The following is a 25134-nucleotide window of genomic DNA, read 5'->3' on the forward strand; positions in this document are numbered from 1 at the left end:
GGTGATGGACGGGCACGCCACAGCTACCGATCTGGAGCTGTTGCGTGCCCATGTCGATGGCGACCGGCACGCTTTCGCCGAGTTGTTCCGCCGGCACCGCGACCGGCTCTGGGCGGTCGCCCTACGGACCCTCGGTGACCGCGAGGAGGCAGCCGACGCACTCCAGGACGCGCTGCTCTCCGCGCACCGGGCGGCGTCCCGGTTCCGCGGTGACTCCGCCGTCACCACCTGGCTGCACCGCATCGTGGTGAACGCCTGTCTGGACCGGATCCGTCGCCGGCAGGCACACCCGACAGTGCCGCTGCCGGACGGCAACCGTGCCGAGGACGGCTCGGGCACCGGCGGGATCGAGCCGGCCGCCGTGGCACAGGACCACGACACCGTGCTGGTCGTCCGCGAGGCACTCGCCGCGCTGCCCCTCGAACAACGCGCCGCGCTGGTGCTGGTCGACGTGCAGGGCTACCCGGTCGCCGAGGTCGCCCGCATCCTCGGCGTCGCCGAGGGGACGGTGAAGAGCCGGTGTGCCCGGGGCCGGGCCCGTCTGGCGGTGCTGCTCGGGCATCTCCGCCCTGCCGTGGCCGCAACGCCCTCGGCGCGATCGGACCCGGCCGGGATGGTCGGTGACGTGCCGGGCGTCACGCCGGGGAACCCAGGCCCGGCCGAGGGCGTCGGATCGGGGTCGAGCCGGTACCGGCGGGACGCCAACCAGGAGGACACGTGACGACCGAGGGGTTCCGGGAGGTCGACGACGACCTCCTCGCTGACTACCTCGGCGGGGCGTTGGACGGCACCCCGCAGCAGGAGGAGATCGCCCACCTGGTGTCCGCGGACCCGGCCTGGGCCGAGGCGTACGCACTGCTGGCTCCCGCGTTGACGGAGGTCAGTGCGAGCCTGACCCGCTTGGCCGAGCCGTCACCGGAGATGCCGCAGGCGATCGTCGACCGCCTCTCCGCCGCGCTGGCCGCCGCGGAGCCGATGTCGGACGACCCCTCCGCCGAGCAGACCGCGCCCGGGGTCGACCCGGCCGCCGACACCGGGTCGCCGCTGGTCGTACCGGTGCAGGGCGGGGCCGGTCGCCGGCCCACCGCCCCCGCCTCGTCCAGGTCGGGACGCCGGGCATCCACCGGCCCTGGTCGTCGCTGGCGTGAATGGGCCCGCCGTGGCGCACCGGTGGCCGCCGCCACGGTCGCCGTCGTCGCGGTCGCGCTGGGCCTCAACCAGCTGGCGAGCGTCTCGGACGGCACCAGTGGCACCAGCGCCCAGGACCGGCCGGCCAGCGCACCCGAGGATGCCGCGGCGGCCGGCGCGGTCCGCACCACAGGGCCCGCCCTTCGCAGCGGTACGGACTACACCCCGCAGATCCTCGGCAACGAGCCGGGTGTCGGCACCCTGAGCACACCGACTCCCAGCCGAGTGACCGGCAACACCCCTGGCACCCAGCCGGAGGTGGACGACGAGGAAGGCCGGCGTCCCGCCGGCGACGGGCTGACCCAGTTGGCCCGGCTGACCGACGAGGCCGCGCTGGCGACCTGCCTGGCCGACGTGGCGGCCGAGCACGGCAACGCTCCACTGACGGTCGAGGTGCTCGACTACGCGCGGTTCCAGGGCGAGCAGGCCCTGGTCATCCGCTTCACCGACGCGACCGGAGCTCGCTGGGCCTGGGTGAGCGGCCCGGAGTGCGGGGTGCCCGGGTCCGGCTCGGACAGCCGGTATTCGGCGCGGGTAGGGTGAATCCACGGTCAACGGCACGATGACCGCCCACGTGACCTGACCCACCGGATGCCCGGCTCGGGAATCCCCGGTTCGTACGATGACGTTCTGGAAGTCAGCTGCCGGCCCCACCCAGGCGTCGGCAACTCGGATCGGCATCGGTGCTCGCGCCGACGCCGAACACACACAACTCGGGAGACGGCAGTGGACGAGGTCCGCAACCTGATCATCATCGGCTCCGGGCCGGCCGGCTACACCGCGGCGGTCTACGCCGCACGCGCCAACCTGAAGCCGCTGATCATTGAGGGCGTGCAGTCGGGTGGTGCGCTGATGACCACGACCGAGGTGGAAAACTTCCCCGGCTTCGCTGACGGCATCCTCGGCCCCGAGCTGATGGACAACATGCGCAAGCAGGCTGAGCGGTTCGGCGCCGAGTTCCTCACCGACGACGTGACCCGTGTCGAGCTGGTGGACACCGGCGACGCCGGCTCCGGCGCGGTGAGCACCGTCTGGGTCGGCGAGACCGCCTACCGGGCCCGATCCATCATCCTCTCCACCGGTTCGGCCTGGCGTCCGCTGGGCGTGCCCGGCGAGCAGGAATACCTGGGCCACGGCGTCTCCTCCTGCGCCACCTGCGACGGCTTCTTCTTCCGCAACCAGCACATCGTGGTCGTCGGCGGCGGCGATTCGGCGATGGAGGAGGCCAGCTTCCTCACCCGCTTCGCCGAGTCGGTCACCATCATCCACCGGCGTGACTCGTTCCGGGCCAGCAAGATCATGGCCGACCGGGCGCTGAGCAACGAGAAGATCAAGGTCGAGTGGAACAGCACCGTCGAGGAGATCCTCGGCGATGACGGCAAGGTCACCGGCGTACGGGTCCGCAACGTGCACACCGGCGAGACCAAGGTGCTGGACGTGACCGGCGTGTTCGTGGCCATCGGCCACGACCCGCGCAGCGAGCTCTTCCGTGGTCAGGTCGAGATGGACGACGAGGGCTACGTCAAGGTCCAGGCCCCCGGCACCCGCACCAACGTGCCGGGTGTCTTCGCCGCCGGCGACGTCGTCGACCACACCTACCGCCAGGCGATCACCGCGGCCGGCACCGGTTGTGCCGCCGCGCTCGACGCCGAGCGGTTCATCGCGACGCTCAGCTGAAGCAACCGAACACATCTGAGGAGGGGCCATAGTGGGAAAGACCAAGGCGGTCACGGACGCGAGTTTCGTCGCCGACGTGCTGCAGGCTGACAAGCCGGTTCTGGTGGACTTCTGGGCCGAGTGGTGCGGCCCCTGCCGCAAGGTTTCGCCGCTGCTCGAGGAGATCGCCGGCGAGATGGGTGACCAGGTCACCATCGTCAAGCTCAACATCGACGAGAACCCGGAGACCGCGCGGGCCTACCGCGTGATGTCGGTGCCGACGCTCACCGTCTTCAAGAACGGCCAGCCGGTGCAGTCGATCGCGGGCGCCAAGCCGAAGGGTGAGCTGGTCAAGCTCATCGAATCGGCCCTCTGACCAGCAGAAACACCAACCGGACCCCGTACCCGCTCGCCGGGTGCGGGGTTTCGTTGTCTCCCGGGCCGCACCGGCGACGTTTTTCCTGGCCCCAGCCACCTCACCGCCCCGGAACGCATAGCCTCAAGCCTGGGCCGCCCGGCCAGCCAGCGTCGTGCAGAGGGGGTCGTGCGTGCGTCCGATCCGACCCGGTGACCGGGGACCCGCGGTCACGGAGATTCGTACCATCCTGATCGGCCTCGACCTGCTCGCCGCAGCCGGGCCGCACGCCGACGAGTTCGACCTGGACACCGAGCGGGCCGTCCGGGCGTTCCAGCAGTCCCGAGGGCTCAGCGTGGACGGCCGGGTCGGGGCGGAGACCTGGCGCGCCCTGGACGCCGCCCGCTGGCGGCTCGGCGCCCGCACCCTCTACCACGCGGTCCCCGAGCCGCTCACCGGCGAGGACGTCCGGTCACTGCAGGAGCGACTGCTGGAGATGGGGTACGACGTGGGCCGCGCGGACGCCATCTACGGCGTCCGGACGTCCCGCGCTGTGGCCCAGTTCCAGCGCGAGGTCGGTCTCACCCCCGACGGCTCCTGCGGCCCACACACCATGAACGCGCTGCGCCGGATCGGCCGCAAGGTGGTCGGTGGCCGCCCGCAGTGGCTACGCGAGTCTGACGCGATCCGGCAGTCCGGGCCGGCGCTGGTCGGCAAGACGGTGGTCATCGACCCGGGGCACGGTGGCACCGACCCCGGGATGGTGGTGCCCGACGGGCCGCTGCGCTGGACGGAGGCCGACCTGGTGCACGACCTCGCCAGCCGGTTGGAGGGGCGGCTCGCCGCGTCCGGGGTGCGGGTGCAGCTCACCCGGGGGCCGTCGCCCGACCGTTGTCTGCCGGACACCGACCGGGCCGAGCTGGCCAATTCACTCGGTGCCGACGTGTTCATCTCCCTGCACCTGGACGGCCACGCCAACCCGGATGCGGAGGGCGTCGCGACCTACCACTACGGCACCGACAACGGGGTGACCTCGGCGACCGGTGAGCGTCTGGCCGGGCTCGTGCAGCGGGAGATCGTCGCCCGGGCCGGCCTGCGGGACTGCCGCACCCACGCCAAGACGTGGGACCTGCTGCGACTGACCCGGATGCCCGCCGTCCGGGTCGAGGTCGGCTACCTCACGTCGCCCACGGACCGCGCCCAACTGGTCGACCCCCGGTTCCGGGACCGTGTGGTGGAGGCGATCGTGGCTGCCGTGCAGCGGATGTACTACCCGATCGAACGGGACGTTCCGACCGGCTCGCTGGACGTCAGCGAACTGCGGGCCGTCGTCGCCGCCGGCACCGTGGTCGACTGATCCTCCGCCCGAGTGCGGTCGCCGCGCGCGAGCCCGGCGGTCAGCCGTTGGTGGAACGGGTGGCCGAGGCGGGACGGACCGGGCGGAGCAGCGTCTCCGGGCTCATCGAGCCGAGCAACTTCTCCAGCGCGTACTCGACGTCGGACTTCCAGCTCAGCGCCGTACGCAGCTCAAGGCGCAGCCGGGGGAAACGCGGATGCGGACGTACGGTCTTGAACCCCACCGAGAGGAAGAAGTCGACCGGCGCCACGCAGCCACCCGAGGGGTCGTCCGCGTCGCCGAACTTGGCGTCGCCGAACGCCTCGATTGCCTTGATCCCCCGCTTGGTCAGGTCCCGGGCGACGCCCTGCACCAACATCCGGCCCAGGCCGCCACCGGCGAACGCGGCGACCACGTTGGCCGTCATCAGCAGTGCCGCGTCGGCGGAGACCGGCGAGGTCGGGAACGCCATCGAGCGGGGCACGTAGGCGGGTGGGGCGTACATCACGAAGCCGGCCGGCATGCCGTCGACGTACGCGAGCTTGCCGCAGGAGCCCCACTCCAGCAGCGTCTGGGAGACCCACGCCTCCTTCTCCAGGCCCGGATCGCCAGCGGCGCAGGCGCGCTCCGCGGAGACCGGATCGAGCTCCCAGTAGACGCACTGCCGGCACGGGCGCGGGAGGTCTTCCAACGTGTCGAGGGTCAGGCTGACCAGACGTCGCGACATATGGAGCATCCCCACAATAGGCTCGGTGGTGAGACCGGCATGGAACGACAGCGCCGCCTTCCTGCCCCCGACGAGCGATCGTACGCCGACGATCGGAGATGCGGGAGGGGACGCGCAGATGCCCACCCCACCGGGGAGGCCGGACACGGTCCGCCATGTGGTCGATCCGTCTCGGCACGGTCGCGGGGCGGCTTCGGCGGACTAGGATCGACAATCGGTGTCCCGCCGCCATGGTCAGCGGCTTGTGGGGTACCCGGGGCGGGAGCCACCCGAGCAGCGATCGAGGTGAGGTCATGACCGGCACGACACTCGACGACTACACCGACCGGTACGCCCGGCGGGTACGCGGGATGACCGCCTCGGAGATCCGAGCACTGTTCGCGGTCGCCAGCCGTCCGGAGGTCGTCTCGCTCGCTGGCGGCGCACCGTACATCGCCGCCCTTCCGCTGGACGCTGTCGGTGAGATGCTCGGCCGGCTCGGCTCGGAGCACGGCGTGACCACCCTCCAGTACGGCATCGGTCAGGGCACCCTCGAGCTGCGCGAGCGCATCTGCGAGGTGATGTCGCTCTCTGGGATCGACGCCGCGTGCGGCGCCTCTCCGGAGGACGTCGTCGTCACCGTGGGCGGGCAGCAGGCCCTGGACCTGGTGGCCCGGCTGTTCCTCGACCCCGGTGACGTGGTGCTGGCCGAGGGTCCGACGTACGTCGGTGCGCTCGGCGTCTTCCAGGCCGCCCAGGCGCAGGTCGTGCACGTACCGATGGATGAGGACGGGCTCGTCCCGGAGGCGCTGGAGGCGGCCATCGCCGACCTCGCCCGCGCCGGGCGTCGGGTGAAGTTCCTCTACACGATCCCCACCTACCAGAACCCGACCGGCGTGACGCTCAGCGAGGAACGCCGGGAACGGGTCCTCGACATCTGTGAGCGCGCCGGCCTGCTCGTCGTCGAGGACGACCCGTACGGTCAGTTGGGTTTCGAGGGTGAGGCCCCCGCGCCCCTGCGGGCCCGCCGCCGGGACGGGGTCTTCTACCTCAGCACCTTCTCCAAGACCTTCGCGCCCGGGCTGCGGGTCGGTTGGATCCTGGCGCCACACGCGGTCCGCGACAAGCTGGTCATCACCAGCGAGGCCCAGATCCTCTGCCCCAGCGGTTTCGCCCAGGCCGCCGTCTCCACCTACCTGGGCACGATGCCCTGGCGGCAGCAGCTCAAGGTCTACCGCGAGGTCTACCGGGAGCGCCGGGACGCCCTGCTCGACGCGATGACCGACCTGATGCCCGAGGGCACCAGCTGGACCACGCCGGCCGGCGGTCTCTTCGTGTGGGCCACCCTGCCCGAGGGGCTCGACTCCAAGGCCATGATGCCGCGAGCGGTCGCCGCCCGGGTCGCCTACGTGCCCGGCACCGGCTTCTACGCCGACGGCACCGGCACCGGCGCGATGCGGCTCAACTTCAGCTTCCCACCACCGGAACGGATCCGCGAGGGCGTCCGCCGGCTGTCCGGTGTGATGGAGCAGGAGATCGCGATGCGCCGCGTCTTCGGTGCCGTGGGCGGTGCCGCCGGCCGACGCGGCCAGGCCGGCTCCGACGTGCCAGGGCCCGACTTGGCATGATGCCGCCATGGGTACGACCGCCGTTGAGCGCCTCCTCGTGACCGATTCCGTCGCCTCGCCCGACCTACGCGTCGTGGTGCTCGCGGGTGGGCTCTCCTACGAGCGGGACGTGTCGCTGCGCTCCGGTCGCCGGGTGCTCGACGCGCTGCGCGCCGTTGGGGTGGAGGCCGAGCTGCGCGACGCCGACGTGGCGCTGCTCCCGGCGCTGGCCGCCGACCCACCGGACGCGGTGGTGATCGCACTGCACGGCGCCACCGGCGAGGACGGCTCGCTGCGCGGGGTGCTGGACCTGTGCGACATTCCGTACGTCGGCTGCGATGCCCGCGCCTCCCGGGTCGCCTGGGACAAGCCCTCGGCCAAGGCCGTGCTCCGCGAGGCCGGCATTCCCACCCCGGACTGGGTGGCCCTGCCGCACGATCGCTTCTCCGAGCTGGGTGCGGTCGCCGTACTGGACCGGATCGTCGACCGGCTGGGCCTGCCCCTGATGGTCAAGCCCGCCCAGGGCGGGTCGGGGCTGGGTGGCGCGGTGGTCCGCGACGCGGCGGCGCTGCCCGCGGCGATGGTCGGCTGCTTCGCGTACGACTCCACGGCGCTCGTCGAGCGGTACGTGCCCGGCATGGACGTGGCGGTCTCCGTTGTCGACCTCGGCGACGGACCGCAGGCGTTGCCGCCGGTGGAGATCGTGCCGCGTAACGGCGTCTACGACTACGCCGCCCGCTACACGGCCGGCCGGACCACCTGGCACGCGCCGGCCCGGCTGGACCCGGAGGTGGCCGCCACGGTCGCCGACGTGGCCCTCGCCGCGCACACCGCACTCGGCCTGCGGGACCTCTCCCGCGTCGACGTGATCGTGGACGCCTCGGGTCAGCCGCACGTGCTGGAGGTCAACGTCTCGCCGGGCATGACCGAGACGTCACTGCTGCCGCTCGCCGTGCAGGCGGCTGGGTTGGACTTCGGCCGGCTCCTCGGCACGCTGGTCACCCGGGCAGCGGCTCGCCTCGCCGCTTCCTGATCTGCTCACCTCAGACACCCCCTGTCGGGGTGTTCGCGTGGGTCATCGAATCGCCTGGCCGACGCGGGGTGCGATGAACCGCCGCAGCGGCAGGGCGATGAGCAGTGCGACCGTAACCAGAAGGCCGCTGACCCACGCCGGGCCAAGGTCGTTCGCGTTGGCCCCGAGCGTCGCTGCAGCAACGGCAGGGCCGCCAGCGGCACCGATGTTGAGCGCCGCGGTCGCATACGAACCTCCCATGGTGGGGGCTCCTGCTGCCTCATAGAGGACCCTGGCGATCAGGGTGCTGCCCAACGCGAAGGAAAGCGTGCCCTGCACGAACACGAGGAGCAGAAGCGCCACCGGCTGGGCAGCCAGGGTCGCCAACGCGAACCAGCCGACCAACAGCAGCGGGCCACCGACTGCGATCACGAGGCCGGGACGCTGATCGGAGAGCCGTCCCGCGAGGGTGACGCCGAAGAAGGACCCAACACCAAAGAGCACCAGCACGACCGAGACCCACAGCTCGCCCAGCCCGGCGGTGTCAGTCACGATCGGTGCCAGGAAGGTGAATGTGGCGAAGGTGGCCGCGTTGACGAGGGCACCGAGCAACATGACCAGGACCAGCCTGGGCATCGCGAGCTGGGCGATCTCGTTCCGAAGAGACGAGCCAGCCGGAGTGTCCCGAGAGATCTTTCCGACACGGGCCGGGATGCCCTTCATGACACCGAAGGCAGCGGGAAGGCAGAGCAGTGCGATCGCCCAGAAGGTTGCCCGCCAGCTGAGCACCGTGCCGAGGATCGCGCCGCCGGGAACTCCAGCGATGGTGGCCACCGTCGTACCCGAGAGCAGCACCGCCAGCGCACGCCCTTTCTGGTCAGATGCGACGAGCGTGGCCGCCGCGCTCAGTGCCACAGCAAGGAAGCCCGCGTTGGCCAGGGCGGCGGTCACCCGGGTGATGAGCAGAACCGCGAAGCTCGTCGTGAGAGCGCCTACGACGTGGGCCACGGCAAAGACCAGCACGAAGCACAGCAGGCTGGCCCGGGCAGGCCACCAGCGCGCAAGCGCCGCCATCAGTGGCGCGCCGAAGATCATCCCGAGAGCAAACGCCGAGGTCAGAAGCCCGGCGGCTCCGACCGACACGTCGAGGCTTGCGGCGATGTCCGGCACCAGGCCGGCAAGCATGAACTCCGAGGTGCCCATGGCGAAGACCGCCACGGCAAGCAGGTACAGCGGCAGAGGCATCAAGAACTCCGAGGTGAGAGAGAACGAGGAGACGTCTCGTCACCGCGGCCAGCGCCCCAAGGGTGCGCGCAAATGCCCATGCAGCGAAGGCTGCTGGGAAGCGGACTATGAACTCAGTGGTTCAGGGGGGCTGACGGCGTGACCGAAAGCCCCCACCTTGGATGCCTCAGGGCTCGACATGGCGCAGACACTACTCAAACCCGCCGGTCACCACGCAACTGGTTTCCGCCCGGCGCGCGTGTCGTCAACCTTGTGCCCCGGGGCGCCGGTGTTCTAGGCGTCGCTGTTCGGGGCGGCCCTGCGGGGTGCCTCATCTAGCGTGCCGGCGGTGGCCTTGTCAGCAGCGGCGCCCTCCGGATCGTTCCGGACCACGGCTCCCCGGAGAATCGCGGGTCCGTTGGCGGGCACCGCGCCGGCGACACCGGACGTGGGTGTGCCGGACTCCGAGACGCCAGATGGTGTCGCGCCGGACGATGTTGTGTCGGACGTTGAGGCGCCGGACGATGTCGTGCCGGCGGGCGCGCTGCTCGCCGCGTTGCCGGCTCGTGCCGGGCTGGCGGTTTCGCTCGTCCGAGCGATGTCGGCGACCGTGGACCCGGCGTCGGCGTCCCCGTCCACAGGATCCGCTGAGAGTGCCGTGTCGCCGTCGGTCGGATCGACGCCGGGAGTGGAACCCGCTGGTTCGGGGATCTCCTCCGCCGCCTCGATGACCGAGGCAGCAGCAGCCGCCGCTGCGGCATCGGCGGCAGCGGCAGCGGCATCCGCAGCTTCGGACTGAGCCAGGAGGCTGGACGGCGCCTGCCACTGGATGCGGGGCGGCTCGGCGAGTGGGCGACCGCCGAACTCGGCGAGCCAGGCGGCGACGAGCGCCAGGTTCTCCCGCCACTGCGCCTCGGAGATCGGCGGCAGGATCGAGTCCCACAGTGACAGGAAAGTGCCCCGCAGCTGGAGGCGACCGTACGGCCGAGCGAGGAACCACATGTGCAGGTGCGCCGAGCCGTCGCCCCACCGGTTGACGTGGACTCGCGCCACCCCGTCGAGCGACCGGATGGCCCGCTCCAGACGAACGGTCATCACGCCCAGCTCGGCGGCGAGCAGGTTCGGCAGATCGCCGAGGTCGAGGTGCGTCCGCGATTCCAGGATGAGCACCATGGGCAGCCCGGTGGGCCGGTCCATGGCGCGTACCCGCCAGCGCTCTCCCACCCAGATGTAGGCATCGTCGGGTGCGTTGCAGGCGGTGCATTCCCGGAGACCCTCGCCCTTCCGGGGCGGTTCGACCGGGACCGGATCATCGAGTTGCTTCACGTGGAGGTCGCCCTCGAAGGGGAACGACGGCCACTGGGTGAAGTCCGGGACTGAGGGAGGGGTGTCGTGCACGACGCTGACCCTAACCGAGTCTGGCACCGCTGTCCCTACCTGAATGATCGGTCCGGGCCTGCCGAATCAGGGCCCGTCGTCGACCGGGTACACGGTGTCACCGCTGCGCCGTGAAGCGATATCCACAGGCTGCCGAGATCCTCAACACAGGCCGTCATCCACAGGCTCGCACCCGCTCCCACGCGCTGTTTCACGTGAAACAGGGGGTGCCTGTGGACAAAGGGTGTGGATAACTTTTCGGGCCGTCGGTCGTTGTCCGCGAACTGCCCGAGGGGGCGTTGGCGACAGTTCGCAGACGGCATCGGGGGCGCTGCCGTTCGACTCGGTTGCGCTGGAGCTTTGGATTCCGCTCCCAGCGGGAGAAGGTCGCCCTGCCGGGGTGCCGAAGCGGTCCTGGATCGAACCGCTGCCTCAGCCGCGTGGAGTTTCCACCGGGCTCAGCCCCTGAGAGGTTTTCCCCAGGGGCACTGCCTCCCCACTCCGGGCCGAGCGACGCGGTCCACCACGCTCAGGCGCGGCCAGGTGGCGTGCACTGTGAGACGAGAACAGGGCGTCGGACGGCCGCCTGTCGAGGTGCCAGCCGAGCGGGAGGGTGGCACCGGAGCTGACCCCGGCGTTGCGCGCCCGGATCGACGCGGGACGGCTGGTCGCACGGCAAGACCCCCAACGGTGCAGGGTCGACGGACAACGCGGGGCGGGCAGCACGACGAGGGGCGCGGGCAACGACGAGGGCGGACAGCGCGACGAAGGGCGCGGTCAGCACGACCAGGGGGCGGCACCGCGAGGTGGACAGGGCGGGACAGGCGCAGACCGAGGCGCGCGCGGACCGAGCCGCGATACGACGGACGACGGCAGGCGATGAGGTGGGCGCCGCTTTTGCTGCGGGCTCCCGCCATCGCTGCCGGCGGGTGCGGTCCAGGTCGCAACGCACCGCCGCCGACCACCGCCTCCTGATACTCACGTGCCCCGAGAAGAGCGCCCGGTGCTCCGGTCGATCACAACCACCCTCTGCGGCACACGACGCGGCAGCGGGCAACTGAGCGGCGCACAGGGCACTCCATGAGCATCTACCGGGGGCCGGGTGAGAGCTGGCGGCCAATTGCGCATCACCCCGCATCTCGGTGGCCGAGCTGCGCTCCCAACGGATCGGGTGCAGCCGGGGAGTCGACCACCCTCGACCCCCTCCCGTTTCACGTGAAACAGAGCCTTGAGCCTTTGCCCACCGGCTGACGTCGACCGGCGCAGGATCGGGTGGCGAGGCGCCCACGCGCTCAGGCTGAGCGAGTCGTAGGCGTTCGAGTCGCGCTGGCGGGGGCCGCCAATCGGTGGGGCGTGAAACGACGGCCGTTTCACGTGAAACATGGCGAGCGGCATATGGAACGGCCGCGCACCCCTGAGGGGTAGCGCGGCCGTTGGCACGGAGGGAGGACTCAGCCCTCGCTCTCCTCCTGCTGCACTCCGATGATCCCGACGATCCGCTCAAGGTCGTCCACGGTCGCGAACTCGATCGTGATCTTGCCTTTGCTCCGCCCGATGTCCACCTTCACCCGGGTGTCGAACCGGTCGGACAGTCGGTCGGCGAGATCGGTCAGGGCCGGCGCATGCGCCTTCGGCCGGCGCTTCGCGGCCTGCCCCTTCGCCGGCCCGTCGTTCAGCGTGAGGGCCACGATCTCCTCGGTCGCCCTGACCGACAGGCCCTCGGCGACGATCCGCAACGCCAACTGTTCCTGTGCCTCTGCACCGTCGAGGCTCAGCAGGGCGCGGGCGTGACCGGCCGACAGGATCCCTGCGGCCACTCGGCGCTGCACCTGCGCCGGCAGGTTCAACAGTCGGATCGTGTTGGAGATCTGCGGGCGACTCCGTCCGATCCGGCGGGCCAGCTCCTCGTGGGTGGCCCCGAACTCCTCCAGCAGTTGCTGGTAGGCGGCGGCCTCTTCCAGAGGGTTCAGGTTGGCCCGGTGGATGTTCTCCAGCAGGGCGTCGCGGAGCATGGCGTCGTCCCGGGTGTCCCGGACGATCGCTGGGATGTTCTCCCGCCCCACCGCCTGAGCGGCGCGCCAGCGTCGCTCGCCCATGACCAGCTCGTACTTTTCGTCGTCGAGCTGCCGGACGACGATCGGCTGGAGGAAGCCGACCTCCAGGATCGAGGTCTTGAGCTCCTCCAGAGCCTCCTCGTCGAAGACCTGGCGGGGCTGCTTCGGGTTGGGCAGGATCGCGTCGACCGGGATCTCGGCGAACCGTGCACCCGGCACCGGACTGAGCACGGGCTCCGGCTCTCGGACCGGCGCCCCGACGGGAGCCGCGGCGACGGCCTCGGTGCCCACGTCGTCCACGTACTCGTTCTCCGGTTCGGCCGTCGCGGTGCCAGCGGCAGCCGGCGCCGGCCCGGTCGGGATCAGTGCCCCCAGGCCCCTACCCAGACCGCCCCGAGGACGGTTCTTCATGCCACGCCTCCCAGCGACTCATCCGCACTACGCATTCCGGCCCACCGGCTCCTTGACGCCTCGTTCCGCGATCTCCTGGGCGGCTTCGAAGTAGCTCGTCGCTCCCCGCGAACCGGGATCGTAGGTCATCACCGACTGGCCGTAGCTCGGCGCCTCCGAGACGCGGACGTTGCGGGGGATGACCGCCTGGAGGACCTTGTCGCCGAAGTGGTTCCGGACGTCCTGCTCGACGGCATCGGCCAGCCGGGTACGGCGGTCGTACATGGTCAGCAGGATGGTGGAGACGTCGAGTTTCGGGTTGAGGTGCTGGCGTACCAGGTTGATGTTGTTGATCAGCTGGTTGAGCCCTTCCAGTGCGTAGTACTCGCACTGGATCGGAATCAGCACCTCCTGCGCGGCCACCAGAGCGTTGACCGTCAGCAGACCGAGCGAGGGCGGGCAGTCGATGAAGACGTAGTCGAACTCGCCCGGGTAGGCGGCGATCGCGCGGTCCAACCGCGACTCCCGAGCGACCACGGAGACCAGCTCGATCTCCGCGCCGGCCAGATCGATGGTCGCGGGGACGCACCAGAGGTTGGGGATGCCCTCGACCGCCTGCGCCACCTCGGCCAGCGGAACGCTGTTGATCAGGCAGTCGTAGACGTCCGGGATGCCGGTGTGGTGCGGGACGTTGAGCCCGGTCGAGGCATTGCCCTGCGGGTCGAGGTCCACCACGAGCACCCGGTTGCCGTGCAGGGCGAGCGCCACCGCAAGGTTGACGGTGGTGGTGGTCTTACCCACGCCGCCCTTCTGGTTGGCGACGCACATGACCCGGGTCCGGTCCGGTCGAGGCATGGTCACCTCGCCACTGGGATTCAGGATCTGCACGGCGCGCATCGCCTCCATAGCCAACGGTGGGTCATCCTCTTCGCGCGTCGGGGTTTCACGTGAAACGTACGTGGGGTCGGCCGCCACGGCGGCCAACGATTCGGTCGAAGCCACCGGTGCTTCGGCAACCGCAGGTGCGGCATCCCGAACGACTGCGGCGGTGGGCTGGTGCGGAACCGCAGGCTCGAAACGAACCGCCGCGGCGGTGTTGCGGCGACCCGAGGTCGACCGCACCTCGGCGGCGTTGACCGGTCGGCTCAGCCCTTCCGGCGTGCGACGAACACTCGCCGGATCCGGGACGGCCGCGCCCTCCGGTCGCCCCGAGCCCGGGGACTGCTCGGGTGCTGCCGGCGCATCGCCGTCCGCTGGACCGGTCGGTGACCCGGTCGCGCCGGGCGACCAGCTCGGGTAGTCGGTTTCACGTGAAACGGGATCGCTGGTTGACCCGGTCACGCGTGGATCGTCGTACCTGCCGTCGTCATGCACCTGTCATCCCTGCCCGCTTCGGATGGTCGGTCCGCGCCCCGGTCAACTTTGGCCACACCACGCTCGCATCCCGGAGCGTACGGCCCTCGGGAGCGATCGGAGACCCGCGACGTCCACCGCTCGCTCCACACTATCGACGCGCGGTCAGCCTACGGCGGACGGGCGCGGCCGGTCCACGTCGGGTTGTCATCTCCTCGTCCATCCGTACCGGTACAACGAGGCAACCCACCAGCCGGAAGCCCGATGGCGCGAAGTGTCAGCGTCGGCGGGAGCGACCGGCCCGCGAGCGCTTGCTGGCCGCCGGGCGAGCCGGGCCGACCATTCGCTCGCGCACGATCTCCACCACGGTGGTCGGCGGATCGATTACCCCAACGCCGCACAGCTGCACGGTCGGCTCTCCACCACCGAGTCGCGCCACCACCTCGGCGTGCTCTTCGATCTCCGCCGCGGCGGACGACCCCTTGAGCGCCAACAGTCGGCCGCCCCGAACCGCCAGGGGAAGGCTCCAGCCCGCCAGCCGGTCCAGTGGCGCGACCGCGCGGGCGGTCACCACGTCTCCGCTGATCGGGTCCCGCCCACTCGATCCGCTGGCCGCCTCGTCCGCCCGACCCCGGAAGACCCGCACCGACTTCGCCAGGCCGAGTCGCTCGACGACCTCGATCAGGAACGAGGTTCGTCGGGCGAGCGGCTCGATCAGGGTGACAGTGAGGTCGGGACGGGCGATGGCGAGGACCAGACCCGGCAGGCCGGCGCCGGAGCCGACGTCGAGCACGGTCGCGCCGGACGGGATCCGCTCGGCGACGGCCGCGCAGTTGAGCATGTGCCGATCCCAGATCCGCGGTGCCTCCCGGGGGCCGATCAGACCGCGGACGACGCCGTCGGTGGCCAACAGCTCGGCGTACGCGGCGGCCAGGTCGAGACGGTCACCGAAGAGGGTCAGTGCGGCCGGTGCCAGCTCGGGCGGCAGAGCCGCGTCCGCTGGCGACGGGGCGGTGTCGGGTCGGGTCGATTCAGCGTCTGCGGGCTGGACAGCGGGCGGCCCGGGCGGCGTGCCGCCCGGGCCGGTCACGGTGTCGGCCGTGATGTCGTCGTGGGTCACCCGGTCAGTCCGCCGGCCGTACGACGATGCGCCGGTTCGGCTCCACACCCTCGGACTCGCTCGCCACGCCGGACATGGCGTTGACGACGTCGTGCACGCACTTGCGCTCGAACGCGGACATCGCGTCCAGCCGGACCGGCTCGCCGTACTCCTTGACCTTCTCGACGGCGTTCTTGGCGACCGCAGCGAGTTCCTTGCGACGGTTCGCCCGGTAGCCGCCGACGTCGAGCAGCAGGCGGCTCGGCGTCCCGGTCTGCCGGAAGACGGCGAGGCGGGTGAGCTCCTGGAGGGCCTCCAGGGTCGCCCCGCGCTGGCCGACCAGATTTTGCAGCCGCTCGCCGACCACCTCGACCATGGGGCGGCCCGCGGCGACCAACTCGTCGATGTCGCCGTCGTAGTCGAGGATGTCGAGCAGCCCCTCGACGTAGTCGGCGGCGATCTCGCTCTGCCGGAACAGGTCGCCCTCGCCGACGGCCTTCTTGGTCCGACCGCCGGTAGCGGCGGTGTCGGTGTCGTCGTCCGCCTCGGTCTCGTCGTCCTCGGTCTCGTCGTCCTCGGTGTCGTCGCCGTTCACCGCGAGCGTTGCGGTCTCCTCCTCGTCCAGGGACTGCTCGGCGCGGGGGATGCTGGTCTCGGTCACGGTCTCATCTCCGTACTCGCTCGGCCGGACCGTCGGGTCCGACTGGTTTCCCGGGGCCGGCGGGAGGTCGCCGGTGCCCACGGGCACGTCTGTACGGGCAGTGTCGCCCGTGGCCGCGCGGTGCGCGGTCGATTCCGCCCGGCGCCGGCCTCACGGCGGCTGCACAGTGCGGAACGGGCCGCCACCAGTCACCTGGCGGCGGCCCGCAGAGGTCAGCCCTGCCGCTTGGCGGGGCGGTTCTTCTTCGGGTTGTTCGTCGGCTTGGCACCCGGCTTCGGCCCGGCCACCTTGGGCGCGGTGGCCTTGACCGGCGCCGGCGGAGCCGACTTGCCACGGCCGAACAGGCCGCCGGTCTTGGCGGGCTGCACCGGGTTACGGCTGGCAGCGGGGGCCACTGCCTTCTTGGCGGTCACCGGCGGCGGGAACTTCCGCAGCACCCACTGCTGCTGGCCGAGGGTGAAGAGGTTGTTGGTGACCCAGTAGATGATCACGCCGATCGGGAAGATCGCGCCGGAGATCAGCAGTGACGCGGGGATGCCGTAGAGCATCAGGCGCTGGATCATCCGCTGCTGCGGGTCCTCAGCCCAGCCGGTCTTGAGGATCATCTGACGGCTGGTGAGGTAGGTGGTCGCGATCATGACCAGGACCAGGACACCAGCAATGATCTTCACGGTGGTGCCGTTGGCACCGAGGCTGGCCAGCTCGTCCGCAGTGGAGCCGAACTTGCCGGCGATCGGGGCGGTGAAGAGCTTCGCCTCCGAGGCGCTCTGGAACTGGTCGACGGTCCAGCCGTAGAGGGTCTTGCTCTGCTTGTCCGGGTCGAGGCGGCGCAGCACGTGGAAGAGGCCGAGGAAGACCGGGATCTGAAGGAACATCGGAAGGCAACCCATCAGCGGGTTGGCCTTCTCCTTCTTGTACAGCTCCATCATTTCTTTCTGGAGCGTCTCCCGGTCACCCTTGTGCTTCTCCTGAAGCTCCTTGACCTTGGGCTGGAGCGCCTGCATCGCCCGCTGCGACTTGATCTGCTTGACGAAGACGGGGAACAGGATCACCCGGACGGTGACCACCAGGAAGACGATGGACAGGATCCAGGCGAAGTTGGTGCCGATGACCGCGCCGACCGGCACCCCGATGGCGTCCCAGGCAGAGTGCCAGGTCAGCAGGATCCACGAAATCGCATAGTAGATCCAGTCAAGACTGAACAATTCTCAGGCTCCAGTCACATCGGCGCGGCGGCGACCGCCCGGCTCCGGCACCGGGTCATGTCCACCAGGGTGGAAGGGGTGGCAGCGCAACAGCCGCCGGACCGCGAGCGCGGCTCCCCGGAGGGCACCGTGCCGGGCCACCGCCTCCTGGGCGTACGCACTGCACGACGGGTAGAACCGACAGCGGGCCGGCAGTGCCGGACTTATCCACCGACGGTACGCGATGATGGGTGCGATCAGCACCCTGGCACCGGTTGACGTGGGGCGCGGGGTGGTCGGGTCGGCACTCATCGGGACCGCCGCTCTCGGGACGACCGGGCAACCGCGAGGGCCGCGTCCAGGTCGGTGGCGAGTCGGGGGTACGACGCCTCGGCCGCGGCGGGCAACGCTCGGACGACCAGGGTGCTGCCCTCGGGCAGAGCGGCGAGCCGCTCTCGGACCAGCTCCCGTAGTCGGCGCTGGACCTTGTTGCGGGTCACCGCGTTGCCGACGGCCTTGGACACGACGAAGCCGGCGCGGGACGGCGCGGAGGACTGCTCCGCACTGTTGTCCCGCACCGGCTGCGACGAGGTCGGTGTGCTCGGGTCGGCGCTCACCGGCATGGTCAGGTGGACCACGACGGCGCCACGTCCGGCGCGCCGGCCACCACGGACCGCTGCGGCGAAGTCAGTGCTGCGCCGCAGTCGCTGCGCGGCGGCCAGCACGACTGCCCACGTTCCCTGGACCGGCCCGGTCGGCTCAGGCCGACAGGGTGGTGCGACCCTTGGCGCGACGGCTCGAAAGGATGGCACGGCCGGCACGGGTGCGCATGCGCAGCCGGAAGCCGTGGGTCTTCGCGCGCCGGCGGTTGTTCGGCTGGTAGGTGCGCTTGCTCACGTCAGGCTCTCCGTTTTCGTACGCGCCCCGTGCGACGGGATCGCCGGGGTCGTGTGGTGGTCCAGGCCACCTCGACGGTGGCCCACGATCGGTGCTGTCCGGCGGAGCGGAACCTCGGCGGTGCGGGGGATGCAACCGCGGACAGCAAGCACCCATCACCCTAGCAGAGGGCGAGAAAGCAACCGTTCCAGCCTACGCAGGGGTGCAATGACCGTCAAACACCCCGAGGAGCGGCCAACGGGACGCGCCCGGGCCGAAGGGCGGTTTTCGCTGATGCCGAGAAGGGTGCCGCCGCGTCGCCGGTTGATGGCGCAGGGACAACGCTGTTACCGTGCCCGATTGCGGTGAGCGTCGGAAGCTCCGGTCGTCGCACAGGCAAGACCGGACAAGGCAGTGAATCGTTCGGCACGGTGAACCCGCTTCAGCGCCCGTTCAGGCAGGGGCAGGTCCCACCCGCGTCCGGCGGGCGGCCACAATCGGTCGGTACACAGGCTGTGGATAACTTGTGGATGACCACCGGTCGACCGTCAGGTGGGTGTTGTTCCACCCGCGAACGCGGCGGGCCCGGGACGGCCGGCTGGCAGACAGCGGCGGCCGGGAGCAGAGGCGAGGGGGTGGCACGACGGTGGCCGGTACGACCGACCTTGCCGCAGTGTGGTTAGCGGCGACCGACGAGCTGGCCGACGAGATCATCTCCGCCCAGCAGCGTGCCTATCTCCGGCTGACCCGGCTGCGGGCGATCGTCGAGGACACCGCGCTGCTCTCCGTCCCGGACGCGTTCACCCGCGACGTGATCGAGTCCCGGCTGCGCCCGGCGATCACCGAGGCGCTGACCCGCCGGCTCGGCCGGCCGATCCAGGTGGCGGTCACCGTTCGGGTCGCGGAGGACGCCACGGGCCGACCCGCCGGCACTGTCTACCGCAGCGCTCCGGAAGCCAGCCCGTTCGACGTCGAGGGTCCGGCTGCCGCATCCTTCGACGACGACCAGGGCGCTCGGACGCATGCCGATGCCCTGATCCCTGAGCAGTCACACGCGCCGCGTACGCCCGAGCCGGCCGCGCCACCCGCACCCGCGGGTGCGCCGCTCGCGCCGAGCGTCGACGCGCATCGTCCCGGGATGATCCCCGCCAGCAGGGACGGGCAGGAGGCGCTGTTCAGTGCCTCCTTCGCGGAGCCGATGCGGTCGCCCCGACCTGGAGCGGACCGGCGCGGCTACGACGAGCAGACCGGTCGCCTGGATCAGCCGGGCCCGGACACCAGGCCCTACGAGCCCCGCTACCGGGAAGACTCGGCGTCGCCGCGCGACCAGCACGTGATCCGCGCGCTGCCCCGGGACAGCGGAACGGACAGCGGCCCGGGCCGCAGCGGTGTGGACCACCGCGCGGGTGGCCGCGACGACCGCCGGCTGCCCGGCGCCGACACCGGCGGCAACCGGCTCAACCCGAAGTACATGTTCGAGACGTTCGTGATCGGCTCGTCCAACCGGTTCGCGCACGCGGCGAGCGTGGCGGTTGCGGAGTCGCCTGCGAAGGCGTACAACCCGCTGTTCATCTACGGCCACTCCGGCCTGGGCAAGACCCACCTGCTGCATGCCATCGGGCACTACGCCACGACGCTCGGCAACGCCCGCTCGGTCCGGTACGTCTCGACCGAGGAGTTCACCAACGACTTCATCAACTCGCTCCGGGACGACAAGACCAGTGCGTTCCAGCGGCGCTACCGCGACGTCGACATCCTGCTGATCGACGACATCCAGTTCCTGGAGAACCGCGAGCGCACCCAGGAGGAGTTCTTCCACACCTTCAACACCCTGCACAACGCCAACAAGCAGATCGTGATCACCTCCGACCGGTCGCCGCGGCAGCTCGCCACCCTTGAGGACCGGATGCGAACCCGGTTCGAGTGGGGTCTGCTGGCCGACATCCAGCCGCCGGACCTGGAGACGCGGATCGCGATCCTGCAGAAGAAGGCGGCGCAGGAGCGGATGTACGCCCCGCCGGACGTGTTGGAGTTCATCGCGTCCCGGGTGTCGAACTCGATCCGGGAACTGGAGGGGGCGCTGATCCGGGTGACGGCGTTCGCCAGCCTGACCCGGTCGACCGTCGAGCTGTCCCTGGCCGAGGAGGTGCTTCGGGACTTCATGCCCGACGGCGCCGGGCCGGAGATCAACGCCGACCAGATCATGGCCTCGACCGCTGACTACTTCGGGGTGAGCCTGGAGGACCTGCGCGGTCAGTCCCGGTCGCGGGTGCTCGTCAACGCCCGCCAGGTGGCCATGTACCTGTGTCGGGAGCTGACCGAGCTGTCACTGCCCCGGATCGGGCAGGCATTCGGTGGCCGGGACCACACCACTGTCATGCACGCCGACCGGAAGATCCGTCAGCAGATGGCGGAGCGCCGCTCGCTCTACAACCAGATCGCCGAGCTGACCAACCGCATCAAGCAGAACAGCTGAGGCGTACGCCAGCCGTCGCGACGGCACTCAGTTCGGGACACGCCCGGCCGGAATCTCCGGCCGGGCGGTCTTTTTTTCGTCCTCGGCTGGACTCTCGACATGGTGGAGACCACAGCATCGAGGCCGTGACCGCCTGGATGCCCACTCGTTGTCCACAGCTCGTCATCCACCGTCGGTGGATAACTACGATCCGTCTTTCGCCGGTTACCCACAGGCTGTGGAGAAACCCTGTGTACGGAGCTGTGGACGCCTGGGGACAACGGTCACGTTATCCACCGATGACGGTCCGCCTGTGCATGAGCTGTTGAAGGTTCTGGGGATGAAGGCAATGGTGATCTTCACCGTGATCCACAGGCTTGGGGAGAAAGTCGGTGGATTACCGGTGGACAACCGGTGGACAACGGTGGACAACCGGCCGGCCGGAGCGGGCTGTGGACACGCGAGCCAGTTGTACCCCCGGTTCTCCACAGCTAAATCACCTGTGGATACCCTCTCTGAGCTGCGCAGACTCGGGTTGTCCACAGTTTGCACAGGTGCGATGAAGACGATGAGTTATCTCTTCTAAGAGAACAAAAACCAATCATCACCGTTGGGCTTTCTGTGGATCGGGCCGAACGCTGCCGGATCAGCCGGTCAGCACCGACACGATCCATGGGGTCGGGCGCACAGCCGATGCCTACGCGCCCTAAGGTGCGATGGGTACCCGCACGGTTGGGCGGGACGGTAGGCAGCGGTCGGCATGAGAGAGTTGTCGCTGACGTCGACGCGGAGGCATTGATGAAGTTCCGAGTAGAGCGCGACGCGCTCGCTGAGGCCGTGGCCTGGACCGCGAAGAGCCTGCCCAACCGGCCATCCGTACCGGTGCTGGCCGGGGTGATGCTCCGCGTCACCGACGGCAACCTGCGGGTCTCCGGGTTCGACTACGAGGTCTCCAGCCAGGTCACCGTCGAGGTGCAGGGTGACGCCGACGGCGCCGCTCTCGTCTCCGGTCGCCTGCTCGCCGAGATCACCAAGGCGCTGCCGGCCAAGCCGGTCGACATCGCCGCGGTCGGCGCCCACCTCGAGCTGGTCTGTGGGAGCGCCCGGTTCACCCTGCCCACCATGCCGGTGGAGGACTACCCCGCGCTGCCCGAGATGCCGCAGAGCGCCGGCACTGTCGACGCCGCCGCGTTCGCCACGGCGGTCTCCCAGGTGGCCATCGCGGCCGGCCGGGACGAGACCCTGCCGATGATGACCGGCGTCCGCGTCGAGCTGTCCGGCAACACGCTGTCGATGCTCGCCACCGACCGTTACCGGCTGGCGCTGCGCGAGATCCAGTGGCGGCCGGACGACCCCGACGTGAGCATCAACGCCCTGGTGCCCGCCCGCACCCTGAACGACACCGCCAAGGCTCTCGGCCCGCTCGGCGGCGAGGTCACCCTCGCCCTCGCCCAGGGCGCTGCCGGCGAGGGCATGGTCGGTCTGGCAGGCGGCACCCGACGCACCACCAGCCGCCTGCTCGACGGCGCCAACTACCCGCCGGTGCGTTCGCTCTTCCCGGCCACCCACAACGCCGCGGCCCGGGTGCCGGTCAGCACCCTGATCGAGGTCGTCAAGCGGGTCGCGCTTGTTGCCGAGCGCACGACCCCGGTGCTGCTCAGCTTCAGCGCCGACGGCCTGGTGGTCGAGGCCGGCGGTTCCGAGGAGGCCCGGGCCAGCGAGGCGATGGAGGCCACCTTCACCGGTGACGCGCTGACCATCGGGTTCAACCCGCAGTACCTCATCGACGGCCTGGCCAACCTGGGCTCCCAGACCGCCGTTCTCTCGTTCGTCGACGCCTTCAAGCCCGCGGTGATCTCTCCCGCCGACGAGGATGGCGAGGTAATTCCGGGGTACCGGTACCTCATCATGCCGATCCGCGTCTCTCGCTGATCGCGCCCAGCAACACCCAGATCCACGGAGGTAGAAACACATGCAGCTCGGCCTTGTAGGACTCGGCCGTATGGGCGGCAACATGCGGGAGCGGCTGCGCGCCGCTGGTCACGACGTTGTCGGTTTCGACCACAACGCGCAGATCAGCGACGTGACGACCCTCGCGGGCCTGGCAGAGAAGCTTGAGTCGCCCCGCGCGGTCTGGGTCATGGTGCCCGCCGGTGTCACCGACGCGACGATCGACGAACTGGCCGAGGTGCTTGGCGAGGGCGACATCATCATCGACGGCGGCAACTCGCGGTTCAGCGACGACGCGCCCCGGGCCGAGCGGCTCAACGAGCGGGGCATCGGCTACCTCGACGTCGGCGTCTCCGGCGGCGTCTGGGGCCGGCAGAACGGCTACGGGCTCATGGTCGGCGGCGCCCAGGAGCACGTCGACCGGCTGATGCCGATCTTCAGCGCTCTCAAGCCGGAGGGCGAGTTCGGCTTCGTGCACGCCGGCCCCGTCGGTGCCGGGCACTACTCGAAGATGGTGCACAACGGCATCGAGTACGGCCTGATGCACGCCTACGCCGAGGGCTACGAGCTGATGGCCGCCTCCGAGCTGGTGACCAACGTGCCGGGCGTGATCAAGTCCTGGCGGGAGGGCACCGTCGTCCGTTCCTGGCTGCTCGACCTGCTGGACCGGGCACTGGACGAGGACCCGGAGCTGGCCGAGTTGAGCGGCTACACCGAGGACACCGGCGAGGGCCGGTGGACGGTCGACGAGGCGGTCCGGCTGGCCGTGCCGCTGAACGTCATCACCGCTTCGCTCTTCGCCCGGTTCGCGTCGCGGCAGGACGACTCGCCCGCCATGAAGGCCGTCTCCGCGCTGCGTCAGCAGTTCGGTGGCCACGCCGTCCACAAGCGCTGAGGGGTATCCACACCCTGTGTACGTCCAACGGTTGGAACTGGTCGACTTTCGCTCGTACGAGCGGGTGGCCGTCGACCTCCAGCCGGGGGCGAACGTCCTGATCGGCGCCAACGGCGTCGGCAAGACCAATCTCGTCGAGGCGCTGGGCTACGTGGCGACCCTGGATTCGCACCGGGTCGCCACCGACGCGCCGCTGGTCCGGATGGGCGCCGCGTCGGCGGTGATCCGCTGCGCGGTGGTCCACGACGGGCGGGAACTCCTGGTCGAGTTGGAGATCGTGCCCGGCAAGGCCAACCGGGCCCGGCTGGGCCGGTCACCGGCACGGCGGGCCCGGGACGTGCTCGGCGCGCTGCGACTCGTGCTCTTCGCCCCGGAGGACCTTGAGCTGGTCCGCGGCGACCCGTCCGAGCGCCGCCGTTACCTGGACGACCTGCTGGTCAACCGCCAACCCCGGTACGCGGGGGTGCGGGCCGACTACGAGCGGGTGGTCAAGCAGCGCAACGCCCTGCTGCGCACCGCGTACCTGGCTCGCAAGACCGGCGGGTCCCGGGGCGGTGACCTCGGCACCCTCGCCGTCTGGGACACGCACCTGGCCCAGCACGGCGCGGAGCTGCTCGCCGGTCGGCTGGAGCTCGTCGCCGCGCTCACCCCGCACGTCGCCAAGGCGTACGACGCGGTGGCCGCCGGTCGGGGCGCGGCGAGCATCGCCTACCGGCCCTCGATCGAGCTGGCCGAGCCGACCACCGACCGGGCCGCGTTGGCGGAGGCACTGACCGCCGCCCTGGCCGCGTCCCGCTCCGCCGAGATCGAACGGGGCACCACCCTGGTCGGCCCGCACCGCGACGAACTGGCGCTGACCCTCGGGCCACTGCCCGCCAAGGGGTACGCCAGCCACGGCGAATCGTGGTCGCTCGCGCTCGCGCTGCGGCTGGCCGGCTACGACCTGCTGCGCGCCGACGGCATCGAGCCGGTGCTGGTGCTCGACGACGTGTTCGCCGAGTTGGACACCGGCCGCCGGGAGCGGCTGGCGGAGCTGGTCGGTGGGGCGAGTCAGCTGCTCGTCACCTGCGCGGTGGACGACGACGTGCCGGCCGCTCTGCGGGGCACCCGCTATCAGGTTGGCGAAGGGACGGTACGCCGTGTCGGATGAGCCACGCACCAACAGTCCCGAGGCCGGAAAGGGCGACGCTGCGCGTACCCCTGGGGGAAAGTCGACGGGCGGTGAGCCGGCGGCGGCCGCCAGCGGGCCGGAGCTGGCCCGGGCGGTGCTCGACGCTGCGCTGTCCCGGCGGCAGCAGGCGGCGCGCGCCCGACGTGCCCCCGGCGGCGGAGGCGGCGACGCTGCCGGCGGCTCGGGGAGGCGGTTGCGGGGCTACTCAGGCCCGGGCCCCGACCCGCGCGATCCCCAGCCGCTCAGCGCGGTGCTGAACCGGTTGGTGAAGGCGCGTGGTTGGCAGCAGCCCGCGGCCGAGGCCACCGTGTTCGGTGCCTGGGAGCGGGTCGTCGGCGCGGAGGTCGCCCAGAACAGTCGCCCGGTCAAGCTGGAGAACGGTGAGCTGACAGTGGAGGCGCGCTCGACGGCCTGGGCCACCCAGCTGCGGCTGCTCGCCGGCTCGTTGCTCAAGCAGATCGCCAGCGAGGTCGGCCACAACGTGGTGCGCAAGCTGCACATCCACGGCCCGGCCGCGCCCTCCTGGGCGAAGGGGCCGCGCCGCGTACGCGGGCGGGGCCCACGCGACACGTACGGCTGAGGGCG

General features: G+C 70.7%; 23 protein-coding genes. 12 read left to right on the top strand and 11 right to left on the bottom strand.

Annotated elements, in window-relative coordinates; all coding sequences use genetic code 11:
* The first annotated feature begins 4 nt into the window (after positions 1–4).
* The 5 genes from sigM (at position 5) to AC3CF1_RS19470 (ending at position 4556) form a co-directional block, all read left to right on the top strand.
* Positions 5–721, top strand: a complete 717-nt coding sequence (gene sigM, locus AC3CF1_RS19450) for an RNA polymerase sigma factor SigM (RefSeq protein WP_210927755.1) — start codon at positions 5–7, stop codon at positions 719–721.
* A complete protein-coding gene (locus AC3CF1_RS19455) occupies positions 718–1731 on the top strand; it encodes a hypothetical protein (RefSeq protein WP_488450986.1) in 1014 nt (337 codons plus the stop codon). Before sigM ends, AC3CF1_RS19455 begins: the two co-directional genes overlap by 4 nt.
* A gap of 183 nt (positions 1732–1914) precedes the next feature.
* Positions 1915–2865, top strand: coding sequence for a thioredoxin-disulfide reductase (gene trxB / locus AC3CF1_RS19460; protein WP_179781506.1), 951 nt, complete (start codon positions 1915–1917; stop codon positions 2863–2865).
* 31 nt (positions 2866–2896) lie between these two features.
* The gene (gene trxA, locus AC3CF1_RS19465; RefSeq protein WP_088950790.1) at positions 2897–3220 is read left to right on the top strand and encodes a thioredoxin; all 324 of its coding nucleotides are present in this window, start codon (positions 2897–2899) and stop codon (positions 3218–3220) included.
* A gap of 172 nt (positions 3221–3392) precedes the next feature.
* On the top strand, positions 3393–4556 hold the full coding sequence (locus AC3CF1_RS19470) for an N-acetylmuramoyl-L-alanine amidase (RefSeq protein ID WP_088950791.1): 1164 nt from the start codon (positions 3393–3395) through the stop codon (positions 4554–4556).
* A gap of 40 nt (positions 4557–4596) precedes the next feature.
* Here AC3CF1_RS19470 and AC3CF1_RS19475 read toward each other — a convergent pair whose 3' ends face one another.
* Complete coding sequence (locus AC3CF1_RS19475) at positions 4597–5262, bottom strand: GNAT family N-acetyltransferase (protein ID WP_355159431.1); 666 nt, start codon at positions 5260–5262, stop codon at positions 4597–4599.
* Positions 5263–5555: 293 nt separating this feature from the next.
* On the opposite strand from AC3CF1_RS19475, the gene AC3CF1_RS19480 reads away from it, so the two are divergent.
* Both AC3CF1_RS19480 and AC3CF1_RS19485 read left to right on the top strand, forming a co-directional pair.
* Positions 5556–6869 (top strand): aminotransferase-like domain-containing protein, encoded by a 1314-nt coding sequence (locus AC3CF1_RS19480; protein ID WP_488450987.1) that lies wholly within the window; start codon positions 5556–5558, stop codon positions 6867–6869.
* Between the two features lie 7 nt (positions 6870–6876).
* A complete protein-coding gene (locus AC3CF1_RS19485; RefSeq protein WP_355159433.1) occupies positions 6877–7881 on the top strand; it encodes a D-alanine--D-alanine ligase family protein in 1005 nt (334 codons plus the stop codon).
* A gap of 42 nt (positions 7882–7923) precedes the next feature.
* On the opposite strand, the gene AC3CF1_RS19490 is transcribed toward AC3CF1_RS19485, so the two are convergent.
* From AC3CF1_RS19490 to rpmH, 10 genes are all read right to left on the bottom strand, one after another.
* Complete coding sequence (locus AC3CF1_RS19490; protein WP_355159435.1) at positions 7924–9105, bottom strand: Cmx/CmrA family chloramphenicol efflux MFS transporter; 1182 nt, start codon at positions 9103–9105, stop codon at positions 7924–7926.
* Between the two features lie 273 nt (positions 9106–9378).
* Entirely contained in the window at positions 9379–10257 is an 879-nt protein-coding gene (locus tag AC3CF1_RS19495) for a hypothetical protein (RefSeq protein WP_488452105.1), read from the bottom strand.
* A gap of 1655 nt (positions 10258–11912) precedes the next feature.
* On the bottom strand, positions 11913–12926 hold the full coding sequence (locus AC3CF1_RS19500) for a ParB/RepB/Spo0J family partition protein (protein WP_354982211.1): 1014 nt from the start codon (positions 12924–12926) through the stop codon (positions 11913–11915).
* Positions 12927–12953: 27 nt separating this feature from the next.
* A complete protein-coding gene (locus AC3CF1_RS19505; protein ID WP_488450988.1) occupies positions 12954–14279 on the bottom strand; it encodes a ParA family protein in 1326 nt (441 codons plus the stop codon).
* Between the two features lie 256 nt (positions 14280–14535).
* The gene (gene rsmG / locus AC3CF1_RS19510; protein WP_354982210.1) at positions 14536–15378 is read right to left on the bottom strand and encodes a 16S rRNA (guanine(527)-N(7))-methyltransferase RsmG; all 843 of its coding nucleotides are present in this window, start codon (positions 15376–15378) and stop codon (positions 14536–14538) included.
* A gap of 4 nt (positions 15379–15382) precedes the next feature.
* Complete coding sequence (locus tag AC3CF1_RS19515) at positions 15383–16018, bottom strand: Jag family protein (protein WP_354982209.1); 636 nt, start codon at positions 16016–16018, stop codon at positions 15383–15385.
* Between the two features lie 212 nt (positions 16019–16230).
* The gene (gene yidC / locus AC3CF1_RS19520) at positions 16231–17223 is read right to left on the bottom strand and encodes a membrane protein insertase YidC (RefSeq protein WP_088950800.1); all 993 of its coding nucleotides are present in this window, start codon (positions 17221–17223) and stop codon (positions 16231–16233) included.
* Between the two features lie 3 nt (positions 17224–17226).
* A complete protein-coding gene (gene yidD / locus AC3CF1_RS19525; protein ID WP_088950801.1) occupies positions 17227–17514 on the bottom strand; it encodes a membrane protein insertion efficiency factor YidD in 288 nt (95 codons plus the stop codon).
* Positions 17511–17927, bottom strand: coding sequence for a ribonuclease P protein component (rnpA, locus tag AC3CF1_RS19530; RefSeq protein WP_210791782.1), 417 nt, complete (start codon positions 17925–17927; stop codon positions 17511–17513). Before rnpA ends, yidD begins: the two co-directional genes overlap by 4 nt.
* Positions 17928–17961: 34 nt before the next feature.
* Complete coding sequence (rpmH, locus tag AC3CF1_RS19535; protein ID WP_007453904.1) at positions 17962–18099, bottom strand: 50S ribosomal protein L34; 138 nt, start codon at positions 18097–18099, stop codon at positions 17962–17964.
* Between the two features lie 625 nt (positions 18100–18724).
* Between rpmH and dnaA the strand changes: the two genes are divergently transcribed.
* From dnaA to AC3CF1_RS19560, 5 genes are all read left to right on the top strand, one after another.
* On the top strand, positions 18725–20554 hold the full coding sequence (gene dnaA, locus AC3CF1_RS19540) for a chromosomal replication initiator protein DnaA (RefSeq protein ID WP_488450989.1): 1830 nt from the start codon (positions 18725–18727) through the stop codon (positions 20552–20554).
* A 777-nt stretch (positions 20555–21331) separates the two neighbouring features.
* Positions 21332–22465, top strand: coding sequence for a DNA polymerase III subunit beta (gene dnaN / locus AC3CF1_RS19545; RefSeq protein WP_088950803.1), 1134 nt, complete (start codon positions 21332–21334; stop codon positions 22463–22465).
* Positions 22466–22505: 40 nt separating this feature from the next.
* Complete coding sequence (gnd, locus tag AC3CF1_RS19550; RefSeq protein WP_088950804.1) at positions 22506–23378, top strand: phosphogluconate dehydrogenase (NAD(+)-dependent, decarboxylating); 873 nt, start codon at positions 22506–22508, stop codon at positions 23376–23378.
* A 16-nt stretch (positions 23379–23394) separates the two neighbouring features.
* Positions 23395–24528 (top strand): DNA replication/repair protein RecF, encoded by a 1134-nt coding sequence (gene recF, locus AC3CF1_RS19555; RefSeq protein WP_488450990.1) that lies wholly within the window; start codon positions 23395–23397, stop codon positions 24526–24528.
* A complete protein-coding gene (locus AC3CF1_RS19560) occupies positions 24518–25129 on the top strand; it encodes a DciA family protein (RefSeq protein WP_088950806.1) in 612 nt (203 codons plus the stop codon). The genes recF and AC3CF1_RS19560 overlap by 11 nt, the downstream gene beginning before the upstream one ends.
* The last annotated feature ends 5 nt before the right edge of the window (positions 25130–25134 follow it).

This window comes from Micromonospora sp. MGP-C2 (assembly GCF_057766525.1).